The organism is Pseudomonas sp. GT1P32, from assembly GCF_054897805.1.
Map to the genome: position 1 here is coordinate 3,474,216 of NZ_CM142704.1, position 16,274 is coordinate 3,490,489.

Annotated in this window: 11 protein-coding genes; 8 read left to right on the forward strand and 3 right to left on the reverse strand. The window is 58.9% G+C overall.

Features of this window, described 5'->3' with window-relative positions:
• Nucleotides 1–46: 46 nt before the first annotated feature.
• From ACYZUC_RS16035 to ACYZUC_RS16045, 3 genes are all read right to left on the reverse strand, one after another.
• On the reverse strand, nt 47–1,774 hold the full coding sequence (locus tag ACYZUC_RS16035; RefSeq protein WP_461989242.1) for an ABC transporter ATP-binding protein/permease: 1,728 nt from the start codon (nt 1,772–1,774) through the stop codon (nt 47–49).
• Nucleotides 1,775–1,871: 97 nt separating this feature from the next.
• Complete coding sequence (locus ACYZUC_RS16040; protein WP_019582418.1) at nt 1,872–2,432, reverse strand: response regulator transcription factor; 561 nt, start codon at nt 2,430–2,432, stop codon at nt 1,872–1,874.
• Nucleotides 2,425–3,687: an ATP-binding protein gene (locus tag ACYZUC_RS16045; protein WP_461989244.1), complete on the reverse strand. Its 1,263-nt coding sequence runs from the start codon at nt 3,685–3,687 to the stop codon at nt 2,425–2,427. Before ACYZUC_RS16045 ends, ACYZUC_RS16040 begins: the two co-directional genes overlap by 8 nt.
• 326 nt (nt 3,688–4,013) lie before the next feature.
• Here ACYZUC_RS16045 and ACYZUC_RS16050 point away from each other — a divergent pair, with 326 nt between their 5' ends.
• From ACYZUC_RS16050 to ACYZUC_RS16085, 8 genes are all read left to right on the forward strand, one after another.
• Nucleotides 4,014–4,730 (forward strand): SIMPL domain-containing protein, encoded by a 717-nt coding sequence (locus tag ACYZUC_RS16050; protein WP_192417392.1) that lies wholly within the window; start codon nt 4,014–4,016, stop codon nt 4,728–4,730.
• A gap of 844 nt (nt 4,731–5,574) precedes the next feature.
• Nucleotides 5,575–7,176 carry an ABC transporter substrate-binding protein gene (locus ACYZUC_RS16055; RefSeq protein ID WP_461989246.1) on the forward strand — a complete coding sequence of 534 codons (1,602 nt, stop codon included), beginning with the start codon at nt 5,575–5,577 and terminating at the stop codon, nt 7,174–7,176.
• Between the two features lie 258 nt (nt 7,177–7,434).
• Nucleotides 7,435–9,060, forward strand: a complete 1,626-nt coding sequence (locus ACYZUC_RS16060) for an ABC transporter substrate-binding protein (protein ID WP_461989248.1) — start codon at nt 7,435–7,437, stop codon at nt 9,058–9,060.
• Between the two features lie 308 nt (nt 9,061–9,368).
• Nucleotides 9,369–10,970, forward strand: coding sequence for an ABC transporter substrate-binding protein (locus tag ACYZUC_RS16065; RefSeq protein WP_461989250.1), 1,602 nt, complete (start codon nt 9,369–9,371; stop codon nt 10,968–10,970).
• 173 nt (nt 10,971–11,143) lie between these two features.
• Complete coding sequence (locus tag ACYZUC_RS16070) at nt 11,144–12,577, forward strand: OprD family porin (protein ID WP_461989251.1); 1,434 nt, start codon at nt 11,144–11,146, stop codon at nt 12,575–12,577.
• A 77-nt stretch (nt 12,578–12,654) separates the two neighbouring features.
• Nucleotides 12,655–14,250: an ABC transporter substrate-binding protein gene (locus tag ACYZUC_RS16075; RefSeq protein ID WP_461989253.1), complete on the forward strand. Its 1,596-nt coding sequence runs from the start codon at nt 12,655–12,657 to the stop codon at nt 14,248–14,250.
• A gap of 74 nt (nt 14,251–14,324) precedes the next feature.
• Nucleotides 14,325–15,335 (forward strand): ABC transporter permease subunit, encoded by a 1,011-nt coding sequence (locus tag ACYZUC_RS16080; RefSeq protein WP_461989255.1) that lies wholly within the window; start codon nt 14,325–14,327, stop codon nt 15,333–15,335.
• A gap of 10 nt (nt 15,336–15,345) precedes the next feature.
• Entirely contained in the window at nt 15,346–16,269 is a 924-nt protein-coding gene (locus tag ACYZUC_RS16085) for an ABC transporter permease subunit (protein WP_008024403.1), read from the forward strand.
• Nucleotides 16,270–16,274: the final 5 nt, after the last annotated feature.

Here is a 16,274-nt window from a genome sequence, read left to right on the forward strand (position 1 = left end):
GTAACGGCCTTCGCGGGCAAGCCTCGCTCCTACAAAGGGGTGGTGCTCAGGCGGTTACGGTCTGATCCACCAGATGGCCATTGTCGATGCGCACATGCCGTGGATGGAAGCGTTTCAGGCTGCTGCGATGCCCGACGCTGACGATGCTGAGCCCCGGAATCTCATCGATCAATGCCTGATACAGCGAAGCTTCATCCTCTTCATCCATCGCCGAAGTCGCTTCGTCCATGTACAGCCATTGCGGCGCATAAAGCAGCGCACGGGCAAAGGCCAGACGTTGCTGTTCGCCCGGTGAAAGCATGCGTTGCCAGTGATTCGCTTCATCCAGGCGCGAAACCAGGTGCGGCAAACGACAGGTTTCCAGCACATGAACGTAGCGTTCCTGCGAATAGGTCTCGCCAGGCTGTGGATAACTCAACACCTCACGCAGCGTGCCAATCGGCAGATAAGGCTTTTGCGGCAGGAACAAATAGCGCGCCGCAGGCAGACGAATGCTGCCATGACCCGCTGGCCACAAATGCCCCATTGCTCGCAGCAACGTGGACTTGCCGCTGCCGGAACGACCGCTGAGCATCACGCGCTCGCCCTCCTCCACGGTCATGTCGGCATTGGTCAGCAAATGCCGACCGTCCGCCAGATCGAGGCCCAGGTTGTGCACCTTCAACCCATCACCCTGATTCTGCACGTCGATGGCTGGCACGCGCTCTTCGTTGTCGGTCATGGCCTGACGGAAACTCAGCAGACGATCACAGGTGGCACGCCAGGACGCGAGGTTCTGGTACGCGCTGATAAACCAGCTGAAACTCTCCTGCACATTGCCGAACGCCGAACTGATTTGCATCAGATCACCAAGTTCGATCTTGCCAGCGAAATAACGTGGTGCGGCGACCATGAACGGAAAGATGATGGCGGCCTGTTGGTAACCTGCGGTAAAGAACGTCAGGCGCTTCGACACCTTCATGATGTCCCAGAAGTTGTGCCAGACCTGCCCGAAGCGGCTGCTCAAGCGACGGTTTTCATTGGGTTCGCCGTTGTACAGCGCGATGCTCTCGGCATTTTCGCGAATCCGCACCATGGAGAAACGCAGGTCGGCTTCAAAGCGTTGTTGTTGGTTGTTCAGGCCGATCAAACGGCGACCGATCAGATGCGTCAGCCAGCTACCGATCACGGCATACACCAGCACACACCAGAACATGTAGCCGGGAATGGTGAAACCGAACACTTCGATACTGCCCGACACGCCCCACAGAATGATCGAGAACGACACCAGGCTGACAATGTTGCGCAGCAAACCGATGCCCAGTTCCAGGGTATTGGAGGTGAAGTTGTTGAGGTCTTCGGAAATCCGCTGGTCCGGGTTATCGGTGTAACCGCCCTGCTCCAGCTGGTAGTAATTCTTGTTGCCGAGCCAGCGGGCGAAATGCTTTTCCGTGAGCCAGGCACGCCAGCGAATGGTCAGCATCTGGGTCAGATAGAGCCGGTAAACGGCACCGATGATCGCCACCGCCGCAATCCCGCAAAAATACAGAATCAGCTGCCAGAACGCGGCTTCGTCCTTCTTCTGCAGAGCGTTGTAAAAATCCTTGTACCAGGTGTTGAACCACACCGAGAGCCCCACGCTGATCAACGACAACGCGATCACCGCGATCAGTAGTGTCCAGGCCTTGACCTTCTCTTCGCTTTGCCAATAAGGCGTGATCATCGCCCAGACTTTGCGAAAAAACTGCCCGCGCACGGCATCGTTGACCGCGGAATATTCAGCGTTCTGATTCATGGAAAAGGCTCGATAAAGAAAAGAACACGCACGAACCGATCATAGATGATCGGCTCGGTTTGTCGCGAGGCGCGGCCGGCATTCGTTCAGCGCAGGTTCAGCGACGAACGGGACGCTTTTGCAGTTTGCGCTGCAGCGTACGCCGGTGCATGCCCAAGGCGCGGGCAGTGGCGGAGATGTTGCCTTCGTGTTCGGTCAACACGCGCTGGATGTGTTCCCACTGCAAACGGTCCACCGACATCGGGTTTTCCGGCACCAGGGAGTCGAGGTCGGCGTGCTCGGAGAGCAGCGCAGCAAGGACATCATCGGCATCCGCCGGTTTGCACAGGTAGTTGCAGGCACCGCGCTTGATCGCTTCGACAGCGGTGGCAATGCTCGAGTAACCGGTGAGGATCACCACGCGCATGTCCGGGTCGAGTTCGAGCAGTTTTGGCAGCAACACCAGGCCTGAATCGCCGTCCATTTTCAGGTCCAGCGCGGCGTAATCCGGGATATCGGCCTGGGCGATGGTCAGGCCTTCTTCGGCGGAGCCGGCGGTGCTGACGCGAAAACCACGGCGAGCCATGGCGCGCGCCATCACGCGGGTGAACGTGGCGTCGTCATCTACCAGCAGCAAATGCGGCAGTTCTTCGCCTTCGACTTGGATCTCTTCACTCATGTTCGTCTCCTCGGGCGACACGGGGCAGGCGCAGCTCGGTGAGCGTGCCGCCTTCCTCATGACTGTAGAGTTTCACTGAGCCGCCGGCGCGTGTCACGCTGGCCTTGCTCAAAAACAGGCCCAGGCCGAAACCTTTGCCCTTGGTGGTAAAAAACGGCTTGCCGATCTGTTCGGCAATGGCCAGCGGCACACCGGCGCCGTGGTCGCGAATGCTGATGGTCAAATTCTCGGCATTCCAGTCCAGCGTCACTTGCAGCCCTTCGGGGCACGCGTCAGCGGCGTTGTTCAACAAATTCAGCAGCGCCTGGGTCAGGTCCGGTGGTGGCGCCATACGCGGCACGGTGCCCTGGCCCAGACGCTGGAAACGGTAACTGGCTTCCGGGCGCATCAGGTGCCAGCGGTTCAGCGCTTCGTCGAGCCAATCAGTGACGTCCTGCATCTCCACTGCCAAGCGGCGATTGGCCTCGGCGGCGCGCACCAGTTGCTGCAAGGTTTCTTTGCAGAGTTTGACTTGATCCTGCAGCACGCTGAGGTCGTCCTGCAACATCGGATCGTGATGGTCCTGACGCATTTCCTTGAGCAACACGCTCATGGTCGCCAGCGGCGTGCCCAGCTCATGGGCGGCACCGGCGGCCTCGGTCGCGACGGCCAGCAATTGCTGATCACGCAGGCCTTCTTCCCGACGGATCGCGCGCAGCTCTTCCTGCCGGCGCAGCTCTTCGGCCATGCGCGCGGCGAAGAAGGTGATGACCGCCGCGGCCAGGGCGAAGCTCAGCCACATCCCGTAGACCTGCAGGTTTTCCCGGGCAATCGGGAAGGTTTGCAGCGGATAGAAACCCGCCAGCAACAAGGTGTACATCGCCAGGGCGATGCCCGACAGAATCACCGAATAACGCCATGGCAGCGTCACAGCGGCGATGGTCAGCGGCACCAGGTAATAAGAGACAAAGGGGTTGGTCGAGCCGCCGGAGAAATACAGCAAGGCGCTGTGGATAAACAGGTCACAGGCCAGTTGCACGGCGTATTCGAGTTCGGTAACCGGCCAGGAGGTACGCAGCCGAATCGCCGTGAACGCGCACAACAACATCGAACAACCGAGGGTCGCGGCCAGTTGAAACCAAGGCAGCGGCAACAAGTCGAGCCAGTAGGCCAGGCCCACGGAACCGGCCTGAGCGGCCAACACCAATGTGCGGATGAACGTCAGCCGCCAGAGATTCTGACGGGTTGCGGAAGTGATTTGAACGGGGGCGAGCATGAGCTCTCCTGATGAGCGCTCCAGGCGGATCGCACGGAGTATAACCAAGCACGGGGGCTGACAGGCAAAAGTGCGGCAAACGGCCACATGGCAGGAATATCAGCTGCGTCTATAAGGCCGCCTTCGCGGTCAAGTCGGATCGCCGCCCGCTCGCTCCTACGCCAGAATGCATTTTCCTGTAGGAGCGAGGCTTGCCCGCGAAGGCCGCGACGCGGTCAACCATCTGTATAGAAGTTGTAACTGTGCGAACCGGATCATTAAAGCTAGAGTCTGATGGTTTCACGCAGGCTCGGACCTAACCCCTGCGCATCGTCCAAGGAGTTTTCATGCACACTTTCCGCCGCAGCGCCGCCCTTCTCGCCCTCAGCGTTGGCACCGTCGCCAGCCTCCCGGCCCTGGCCGCCGACGAGCTGCATTACAACCAGATTTCCCTGCGCGCCGAAGTCAGTCAGGAAGTCGCCCGCGACCTGATGATCGTGACGCTCTACACCGAAGAACAAAACACCGACCCGGCCAAACTCGCGGCCGACGTCAGCACCACCATGAACAAAGCGCTGGCCCAGGCCAAGCAAGTCAAGGACATCACCCTGCGCCAGGGCAGCCGCAACAGCTACCCGATCTACGACACCAAGGGCCAGAAAATCACTGGCTGGCGCGAGCGCGCCGAACTGCGCCTGGAAAGCTCCGACTTCGCCGCCCTGTCGAAACTGACCGGTGAACTGCTCACCGACCTGAAAATGGGCGGCATGGACTTCGCCATCGCCACGCCAACCCGCAAGGCCAGCGAAGACGCCCTGCTCAAAGACGCCGTGACCGCCTTCAAGGCCCGCGCGCAACTGGCCACCGACGCGCTGGGCGGCAAGGGTTACAAAATCGTCAACCTGAACCTGAACAGCAACGGTTATCCACAACCGTACATGCGTGGGCCGATGATGATGAAAGCGGCCAGCATGGATGCCGCACCGGTTACGCCGGAAGTTGAAGCTGGCACCAGCCAGGTCAGCATGACGGCGGATGGGTCGATTGAAGTGTTGATGCCTTGATTCGATAACCCGCACACAGAAACGGCGATCACCGGAGTGATCGCCGTTTTTTTATGGCCCCGGAAAATCGACGCCACCCGATCCTGTAGGAGCCGGCTTGCTGGCGAAAAATTCCGGGGTTTGCGGCGCTGCTACGCACGCCATCGTCGGAACGCCGCCCGCAGCAAGCCGGCTCCTACAAAGGGCGTGGTACATCCGCGAAAGCAGGTCGGCTGACAGGACGTCATCGCCAGCAAGCCGGCTCCTACAAAGGTTCGGGTACATCCGCGAAATCAGGTCGGCTGACAGGCCGCCATCGCCGGCAAGCCGGCTCCTACAAATGCAGGTCGGCGACCACCCGCTTCTCACCACTCAACAGGCCGAGCGTTAGCTCGCCTGCAGCTTTTGATTTTGATCTGCCCGCCCCTTCGGGAGGCCGAGTGGAGGTTCTGCGCAGTGGGCAGCCCGGCATGGATGCCGGGTTAGCCGCCCCCGGCCATGGATGGCCGATGGCGGCGGGCCCACGGAGCAGGACCGGAGCGAGGGGCCGGACGCTGGGGCAAGACTTTTTGGTTACTTTTGAGGCGTTTGTCAAAAGTGACTCGCCGTAAGGGCGAAACCGTAAGTGGCCGTTACCGCAGGAATGGATATGTACACCCAAAAAAAAATGGTAGGCCATAAGGCCGCCATCGTCGGAACGCCGCCCGCAGCAAGCCGGCTCCTACATTTTGAACGTGCACACATCCGGCAACCAGCCTGAATATACCAAGATAGAGGGGTCCCCCTCACAAACGGATATTTCCGCCCACCCCGTCTACGACGCTACCCTGAGGAAAACACAGCGACCCAAACCCCCGGGGACTCCATGGAAAGAACCACCGTCAAACCACTCCTGCTCGCCCTAGCCCTCGCCACCACCGCCCCATTCGCACAAGCCGCCACCACCCTGGTCTACTGCTCCGAAGCCAGCCCCGCCGGCTTCGACCCCAGCCAATACACCAGCGGCACCGACTTCGACGCCTCCGCCGAAACCGTCTTCAACCGCCTAACCCAATTCAAACGCGGCGGCACCGAAGTCGAACCTGGGCTGGCGACAAACTGGGACGTATCAAAAGACGGCCTCACCTACACCTTCCACCTGCGCGACGGCGTGAAATTCCACACCACCGACTACTTCACCCCGACCCGCGATTTCAACGCCGACGACGTGCTGTTCACCTTCCAGCGCCTGCTCGACCCGGAGAATGCCTTCCGCAAAGCCTATCCCGCCGAGTCCCCGTACTTCACCGATATGGACCTGAACAAAACGATCAAGAACGTCGACAAAATCGACGAGCACACCGTGCGCTTCAGCCTGAACAACATCGACGCCGCCTTCATCCAGAACCTGGCAATGAGTTTCGCTTCGGTGCAATCCGCCGAGTACGGCGCGCAACTGTTAAAGGAAGGTAAAGCCGCCGACATCAACCAGAAACCCGTCGGCACCGGCCCGTTCGTGTTCAAGCGTTATCAAAAGGACTCGCAGATCCGCTACGTCGCCAACAAGGCGTACTGGAAACCCGAGGATGTGAAAATCGACAACCTGGTGTTCTCGATCACCCCGGACGCCGCCGTGCGCTTGCAGAAACTCAAGACCGGCGAGTGCCAGGTCAGCGGTTACCCGCGCCCGGCCGACATCGAGGTGATGGAGAAAGACCCGAACCTGCGCGTGCTCAAGCAGGCCGGGTTCAACCTCGGCTTCCTGGCCTACAACGTCACACACCCGCCGCTGGACCAGCTCAAGGTGCGTCAGGCCCTGGACATGGCGATCGACAAACCGGCGATCATCAAGGCGGTCTACCAGAGTGCCGGGCAACTGGCGCAAAACGCCTTGCCACCGGCGCAATGGTCTTACGACCCAAACATCAAGGATGCTTCCTACGACCCGACAAAAGCCCGGGCGCTACTGAAAGAAGCAGGGGTTGCACCCGGTACCACCATTAATTTGTGGGCCATGACCGTGCAGCGTGCCTCCAACCCCAATGCGCGGATGTCGGCACAGATGATCCAGCAGGATTGGGAGAAGGTCGGCATCAAGGCCAACATCGTCAGCTATGAATGGGGCGAGTACATCAAGCGCGCCAAGAACGGCGAACACGACGCGATGATCTACGGCTGGACCGGCGACAACGGCGACCCCGACAACTGGCTCGGCGTGCTTTACAGCTGCGCGGCCGTGAAGGGCAGCAACTACGCCAAGTGGTGCGACCCGGCCTACGACAAACTCGTCCAGCAAGCCAAGGTGTCCACGGACAAACAGCAGCGGGTGAAACTGTATCAACAGGCCCAACAAATCCTTAAGCAACAGGTCCCTATCACGCCGATCGCCAACTCGACGGTGTTCCAGCCGCTGCGCAAGGAAGTCACCGACTTCAAGATCAGCCCGTTCGGCCTCACACCCTTCTATGGTGTGGGTATAAATAAGTAACACCGCGCGCCAACCGGGTGCGCCCAGCGCCCCGGTTGCCCTTCGTCGGTGCGTGGTTTGCACCGAAAAAAATACACGCAAACGGTCAAATGCGCGTCAATTTATACATATGCGACATTAAGGTACGTTCGTGCCACTGTTTAAGGCTTGTGGCCATTCAACATCTTGCATTGGGTATGGCCCCTGCATAAGTATCCGCAGGCACGACTCACGAGGTCGTCCTCAAATTCAAAAATGACAACAAATCATGAGGCCACCATGCTTAAACACGCGGTCATTCCGTTTTTAGTCGGCGCCAGCTTGTTGGCTGCCGCGCCGTTCGCTCAAGCTGCGAGTAACCTGGTGTTCTGCTCCGAAGGGAGCCCGGCCGGTTTTGATCCTGGTCAGTACACCACCGGAACCGACTTCGACGCCTCTGCCGAAACCATGTTCAACCGTCTGACTCAGTTCGAGCGCGGCGGCACCGCCGTTATTCCTGGTCTGGCGACCAAGTGGGACATCTCCGATGATGGCCTGACTTACACCTTCCATCTGCGTGAAGGCGTCAAGTTCCACACTACCCCGTACTTCAAGCCGACTCGCGAGTTCAACGCCGACGACGTGCTGTTCACCTTTAATCGCATGATTAACAAGGATGATCCGTTCCGTAAGGCGTACCCGACCGAATTCCCGTACTTCACCGACATGGGGATGGACACCAACATCACCAAGATCGATAAAGTCGACGACCACACTGTCAAGTTCACCCTTAAAGAAGTAGATGCCGCGTTCATCCAGAACATGGCCATGAGCTTCGCCTCGGTGCAGTCCGCCGAGTACGCAGCCCAGCTGCTCAAGGAAGGCAAAGCCGCCGACATCAACCAGAAGCCGGTCGGCACTGGTCCGTTCGTGTTCAAGAGCTACCAGAAAGACTCCAACATCCGCTACACCGGGAACAAGGACTACTGGAAGCCTGACGACGTCAAGATCGACAACCTGATCTTCGCCATCACCACCGACCCGTCGGTGCGTATCCAGAAGCTGAAAAAGGGCGAGTGCCAGATCACTCTGTTCCCGCGTCCAGCCGACCTGAAGGCGCTGAAAGAAGACAAAACCCTGAAAGTGCCTGACCAGGCCGGTTTCAACCTGGGTTACATCGCCTACAACGTGATGGACAAGATCAAGGGCAGCGACCAGCCAAACCCGATGGCCCAACTGAAAGTGCGTCAGGCACTGGACATGGCCGTCAATAAACAACAGATCATCGACTCGGTTTACCAGGGTGCAGGTCAGCTGGCCGTCAACGCCATGCCGCCGACCCAGTGGTCCTACGACACCACCATCAAGGATGCGCCGTACAACCCTGAGAAAGCCAAGGAGCTGCTCAAGGAAGCCGGCGTCAAGGAAGGCACCGAGATCAACCTGTGGGCGATGCCGGTGCAACGTCCTTACAACCCGAACGCCAAGCTGATGGCCGAAATGTTGCAGTCCGACTGGGCCAAGATCGGTATCAAGGCCAAGATCGTGACCTACGAGTGGGGCGAGTACATCAAGCGCTCCAAAGGCGGCGAAAACGGCGCGATGCTGATTGGCTGGAGCGGCGACAACGGTGACCCGGACAACTGGCTGAACGTGCTGTTCGGCTGCGACTCGCTGCAAGGCAACAACTTCTCCAAGTGGTGCGACAAGAAGTTCGACGGCATCGTCAAAGAAGCCAAGCGCACGACCGACCAGGGCAAGCGCACCGAACTGTACAAGCAGGCGCAACACGTCCTCAAAGACGCTGTTCCGATGACACCTATCGCTCACTCGACGGTGTTCCAACCCATGCGCAACGAAGTGCAGGACTTCAAGATCAGCCCATTCGGCTTGAACTCCTTCTACGGCGTTAGCGTCAGCAAATAAGATTTGGCAACGGCGACGTTTTTGACGTCGCCGTTGCTTTTTCTACCGAGAAAGCAGGAAACAACCTACATCCCATTCCGCTGAGCATTACAGCTGCGGCGTCGGACGCGTTGCCCTTTCCTACGAGTCTTTAGGACTCTACGCATTTACTGCCAGACTCGCGGCTCTTACCGTCGGGTTCTGACCAGTGCACGCGTGGGCTCTCGGTTATTGCTGTACCTCATGGCTTGAGATCAGTGATGCCTCCACGTCCCCGGACGGGATAGCGGCGCATTGAAAACACTTAGCGAAAGAGAAAAGGGAGCGTCATGCGCCATACCTTGGTTTTATCCGCATTGCTGGGCACCGGCCTGCTGGCCGCCACTTCCATCAGCCAGGCCGCCAACAACAGCCTGGTGTTCTGCTCCGAAGGCAGCCCGGCTGGCTTCGACACCGCGCAGTACACGACCGCGACCGATAACGACGCCGCCGAGCCGTTGTACAACCGATTGGCAGAATTCGAAAAAGGCGCCACCAACGTCGTACCAGGCCTGGCAAAGAGCTGGGATATTTCCGAAGACGGCCTCAAGTACACCTTTCACCTGCGCGAAGGGGTGAAATTTCATACGACCAAGTACTTCACGCCGAGCCGTGATTTCAACGCCGATGACGTGCTGTTCACGTTCAATCGCATGCTCGATCCGCAGCAACCTTTCCGTAAGGCTTATCCAACCGAGTTCCCGTATTTCAACGGGATGAGCCTGAACAAGAACATCGCCAAGGTCGAAAAGACCGGGCCGCTGACCGTGGTCATGACGCTCAACAGCGTGGACGCCGCGTTCATCCAGAACATCGCCATGAGCTTCGCTGCCATCCTGTCCGCCGAATACGCCGACAAGCTGCTGGCCGAAGGCAAGCCTAGCGACATCAACCAGAAGCCGATCGGCACCGGCCCGTTCGTGTTCAAGAGCTACCAGAAAGACTCCAACATCCGTTACAGCGGCAACAAGCAGTACTGGGACCCGAGCCGGGTCAAACTCGACAACCTGATTTTCGCCATCAACACCGACGCGTCGGTGCGGGTGCAGAAGCTCAAGGCCAACGAGTGCCAGATCACCCTGCACCCACGTCCTGCCGATGTCGAAGCACTGAAGAACGACGCGAAACTCAAGCTCATCGAGAAGCCTGGCTTCAACCTCGGCTACATCGCCTACAACGTGCGCCACAAGCCATTCGACCAGCTCGAAGTGCGCCAGGCGCTGGACATGGCGGTCAACAAGCAAAGCATTCTCAACGCCGTTTACCAAGGCGCCGGTCAACTGGCGCAAAACGCCATGCCGCCGACCCAATGGTCCTACGACGAGACCATTAAAGACGCCGCCTACAACCCGGAAAAAGCCAAGGAACTGCTCAAGGCTGCCGGCGTGAAAGAAGGCACCGAAATTACCCTGTGGGCGATGCCGGTTCAGCGTCCCTACAACCCCAACGCCAAGTTGATGGCCGAGATGCTCCAGGCTGACTGGGCGAAGATCGGTCTTAAAGTGAAGATCGTCAGCTACGAATGGGGCGAGTACATCAAGCGCACCAAGAATGGCGAGCACGACGTCAGCCTGATTGGCTGGACCGGTGACAATGGGGACCCGGACAACTGGCTCGGCACGCTTTACAGCTGCGACGCCATTGGCGGCAACAACTACTCCCAATGGTGTGATCCGGCTTACGACAAGCTGATCAAGCAGGCCAAGGTCGTCACCGACCGTGACCAGCGCACCGTGCTTTACAAACAGGCTCAGCAGTTGCTCAAGCAGCAAGTGCCGATCACGCCTGTCGCCCATTCGACGGTCAACCAGCCGTTGAGCGCCAAAGTCGAAGGATTCAAGGTGAGTCCTTTCGGCCGCAACGTGTTCTCGGGCGTCAGTATCGACCAATAACCGATTAGCCAAAAAACGCTGGGGGCGGATTCTGCCCCCACGCAAGCGTATTGCCGTTATTTGCCGATCAGGCAGACAGCAAACGTTTGCGAAGCCTTGTATGAGTTACAAAACCAATAGCCGGATCACAAAAAAAGACCGGCATTAATAAGAGAAAGAAAGGAGCTTCACCCATGAAACTGAGCAGCACCGCGTTATTGGCCCTGGCCATCAGCAGCGTTACCGCCACGGCCTACGCAGAGTCCCAGAGCCAGGCTTTCACACCGGTCACCGTCAAGGAAAAGAGCGCCCAAAGCGAAGCCACCGGCTTTGTCGAAGGGCAATCGGTCACCGGTTCCACGCGTAACTGGTATGCGAATGAGCAACTGAAGCGCGGCGCCAAGTTCCAGTACAACAAAAATGGCGTGTTGACCAATACCGATCGCCGTATCAACTGGGTCCAGGGCACCATCATCAAGTACAACTCGGGCTTTACCGAAGGTACTGTCGGTTTCAGCACTGAGGTCGCGGCCTACAATGCCATCGCCCTGAATCGTGATCGCGAAGACCTGGCCTCTCGCTTCGGTGGTGCACCGGGCGATCGTGCAAAAGCCGGGTATAACCGTACGCTGACCGAAGAAGGTGGCGATGCCGTAGACCAGTGGAGCAAACTGGGCCTGGCCAACGTCAAGGCCCGTTTCTCCAACACCACGCTGACGGCCGGTCGCCAGAACTTCAGCAGCCCGCAAGTGGATGTCATCGGTAACCGTCCACTGCCTTCGAGCTTCGAAGGTGTGACGCTGCACAGCGAAGAGCTGGAAAACCTGACCTTCGACCTCGGCACCTTCGACCGCAACTCTCCGCGTACCGAACAAAGCCAGCGTAAATTCCGCACCGAATACGCCAACGGTATCGTTGAATCCGATCACATCTACACCGGCGGTATCACCTACACGCCGTTCGCCAGCCTGACCACCAGCCTCTGGGCAACCCAGGCCGAAGACATCTGGAACCAGTACTACGTCGGCGCGTCCCACGTGCTGGGCGACAGCTCGGTGCTGAGCCTGACCACCGGCCTGAACTACTACAAAACCCAGGATGAAGGCAAAGCCCTGATCGGCGACATCGACAACGACACCTATTCCCTGTCGTTCGGCCTGACTCACCAGGCTCACTCCCTGACCTTCTCCTACCAGGAAGTGAACGGTAACGAGTACTTCGACTACCTGCACGAAACCAACGGCATCTACCTGGCCAACTCCCTGCTGTCGGACTTCAACGGCCCGAACGAGAAATCCTTCCAGATCGCCTACGGCCTGAACATGGCTGAATACGGCGTGCCAGGCCTGAAGTTCAACATCTACCAAGCTCGCGGCTGGGGCATTGACGGCACTCACTACAACGGCAACGGCGGCGTCAAAGACAAAGGCTACGACGGTATCCAGGCCCAGGACGGCGAACACCACTACGAATACGGTATCGGTGCGTCGTACGCCGTACAAAGTGGCCCGCTCAAAGCCACCGCAATTCGTGCGACTTACACCACGCATCGCGCCAGCGAAAACCAGGCTGACGGCAGCATCAACGAGTTCCGTCTCGTGACCACCATCCCGTTCAACGTTCTGTAATGCACCCGCCGAACGGCTGATTCAGTGACGAATCTACCGTTCGGCTTTTGTCCTTAACTGATTGCAGAGGGCTCTTGATGAAAATGCTTCCCCTACGTGCGGCCATCGCTGCCGCGTTGCTGAGTGTTGCCGTTGGCGTCTCGGCCAAACCCCTGGTGGTTTGCACCGAAGCCAGTCCGGAAGGCTTCGACATGGTTCAATACACGACTGCAGTCACAGCCGATGCGGTGGCCGAAACCATCTTCAACCGCCTGGCGGACTTCAAGCCCGGTACCACCGAAGTGATTCCGGCACTGGCCGAGTCCTGGGACATCAGCGAAGACGGCCTGACCTACACGTTCCACCTGCGCAAAGGCGTCAAGTTCCACACCACCGAATACTTCAAGCCGACCCGCGACATGAACGCCGACGACGTGGTCTGGAGCTTCCAGCGTCAGCTGGACCCGAAACACCCGTGGCACAAACTGTCGAGCGTGGGCTTCCCGTACTTTGAAAGCATGGGCTTCAAGGAACTGCTGAAAAGCGTCGAGAAAGTTGACGACAACACGGTCAAATTCACCCTGACCCGTCGCGAAGCGCCGTTCCTGGCCGACATCGCCATGGCGTTCTCCTCGATTTACCCTGCCGAGTACGCCGACCAGCTGCTCAAGACGAACAAGACCGGCGAACTCAATAACAAACCGGTCGGCACCGGCCCGTTCGTTTTCCAGCGTTACGCCAAGGACGCCCAGGTTCGCTTCAAGGCCAACCCAGACTACTTCCGTGGCAAGCCGCCGGCTGACTCGTTGATTCTGGCCATCGCCGTCGACAACAACGTGCGCCTGCAAAAGCTCAAGGCCAACGAGTGCCAGGTCGCGCTGTATCCGAAGCCGGATGACATCCCGAGCATCAAGAAAGACGCCAAACTGAGCGTCGATGAAATGAACGCGATGACCGTTTCGTACATCGCCATGAACACCACGCACAAGTACATGAGCGACGTGCGGGTGCGCAAAGCCATCGACATCGCCTTCGATAAAGAGGCTTATGTCAACGCGCTGTTTGGTAAAGGCAATGCGACAGTGGCGGTCAACCCGTTCCCGGACACGCTGCTGGGCTACAACCACAGCCTGAAAAACCCGGCCCGCGATCTGGACAAGGCCCGCGCCCTGCTCAAGGAAGCCGGTGTACCGGAAGGCACCACGTTCACCCTGTTCACCCGCAACGGTGGCGGCCCGACCAACCCGAACCCGATGCTCGGCGCGCAGATGATGCAGGCTGACCTGGCCAAGGTCGGGATCAAGATCGACATTCGCGTGATGGAATGGGGCGAAATGCTCAAACGTGCGAAAAACGGCGAGCACGACATGGTTTCCGCCGGATGGGCGGGTGATAACGGCGACCCGGATAACTTCCTGACGCCTATGCTCAGTTGCGAAGCCGCGAAGAACGGCGAAAACTATGCACGTTGGTGCAATGACAAGTTCCAGGCGCTGATCGACCAGGCTCGCGAAAAAACCGATCCGGCCGAGCGGGCAGCGCTGTACGAACAGGCCCAGGTTATTTTTAACCAGGACCAGCCATGGATCAGCATGGCGCACACTAGAATGTTCACCGCAATGCGCAACAACGTAGAGGGCTATCACATTAGCCCGCTCACCACTAATAACTTCGCCACCACCCAGGTGAAGTAGATAAGAAAACTCCCGGTGTCCCTGACTCCAGGGACACCAGGCACGCCTAACCGGCTGATGAGGTACACCAGAAGATGTTTAGTTTTATTGCCCGCCGATTGGGGTTATTGATCCCCACGTTCTTCGGCATCACCTTGCTGACTTTCGCGTTGATTCGCATGATTCCTGGCGACCCCGTGGAAGTAATGATGGGCGAACGACGAGTCGACCCCGAAATGCATGCTCAGGCAATGGAACGCCTAGGTCTGAACAAACCGCTGTATGCCCAATACCTGGATTACATCGGCAAACTGGCTCACGGCGATCTCGGAGAATCCCTGCGTACCCGTGAAAGCGTGTGGAGCGAGTTCAGCTCTCTATTCCCCGCGACCCTGGAACTGTCCATGGCCGCCCTGTTGTTCGCCGGCATCCTGGGCCTTCTGGCCGGGGTGATCGCGGCACTCAAGCGAGGATCCCTGTTCGACCATGGGGTGATGGGCATCTCCCTGGCGGGATATTCGATGCCGATCTTCTGGTGGGGCCTGATCCTGATCATGTTCTTCTCGGTGTCCCTGGGCTGGACCCCGGTGTCCGGGCGGATCGACCTGCTCTATGACATCGAGCCGCGCACCGGCTTCATGCTCATCGACACGCTGCTGGCCGATGACGTCGGTGCGTTCTTCGATGCCCTGCATCACCTGATCCTGCCGGCCATCGTGCTCGGCACCATCCCGCTGGCGGTGATTGCGCGGATGACCCGTTCTTCGATGCTCGAAGTGCTGCGTGAAGACTACATCCGGACCGCCAAGGCCAAAGGCCTGTCGCCGTCGCGCGTAGTGTTCGTACACGGCCTGCGCAACGCGCTGATTCCGGTACTGACCGTGGTCGGCCTGCAAGTCGGCACATTGCTGGCCGGTGCGGTCCTGACCGAAACCATCTTCTCGTGGCCCGGCATCGGCAAATGGCTGATCGAAGCCATTGGCGCACGGGATTATCCCGTGGTGCAAAACGGCATCCTGTTAATCGCCTGCCTGGTGATTCTGGTGAATTTCATCGTGGATATCCTCTACGGCTTCGCCAACCCACGCATCCGTCACCAGCGCTGAGATCATGACCATGACCACTCCAGCTTCAACTACAAATCAAGCGGTAACAGTCGATCAAAGCCTGCTGTACCCGTCCCCGTACAAAGAATTCTGGCAAGCGTTCTCCAAGAACAAAGGCGCCGTCGCCGGCCTGATGTTCATGTTGCTGGTGATCTTCTGCGCGATCTTCGCGCCGTGGGTCTCGCCGCATAACCCGAGCGAGCAATACCGTGACTTCCTGCTGACCCCGCCGTCCTGGCTGGAAGGTGGGCAAATCCAGTTCCTGCTCGGCACCGATGAACTGGGCCGCGACCTGCTGTCGCGTCTGATCAACGGTTCGCGCCTGTCCCTGCTGATCGGCTTGTCGTCGGTGGTGATGTCGCTGATCCCGGGCATCCTGCTCGGTCTGTTCGCCGGCTTCTTCCCGCGCATCCTTGGCCCGACCATCATGCGTCTGATGGACATCATGCTGGCCCTGCCCTCGCTGCTGCTGGCCGTGGCGATTGTCGCCATCCTCGGCCCTGGCCTGATCAACACCATCATTGCCATCGCCGTGGTTTCGTTGCCGTCCTATGTTCGTCTGACCCGCGCTGCGGTGATGGGCGAGCTGAACCGCGACTACGTGACCGCCGCGCGTCTGGCCGGTGCCGGTCTGCCACGCCTGATGTTCGTCACCGTGCTGCCCAACTGCATGGCGCCGCTGATCGTTCAGGCCACCCTGAGTTTCTCCTCGGCGATTCTCGATGCCGCAGCCCTTGGCTTCCTGGGCCTTGGCGTACAACCGCCAACCCCTGAGTGGGGCACCATGCTGGCTTCGGCTCGCGACTACATCGAACGCGCCTGGTGGGTGGTAAGCCTGCCTGGTTTGACCATTTTGCTCAGCGTGCTGGCAATCAACTTGATGGGCGACGGCCTGCGCGATGCGCTGGACCCGAAACTCAAGAACGCCGCCTGAGGAGA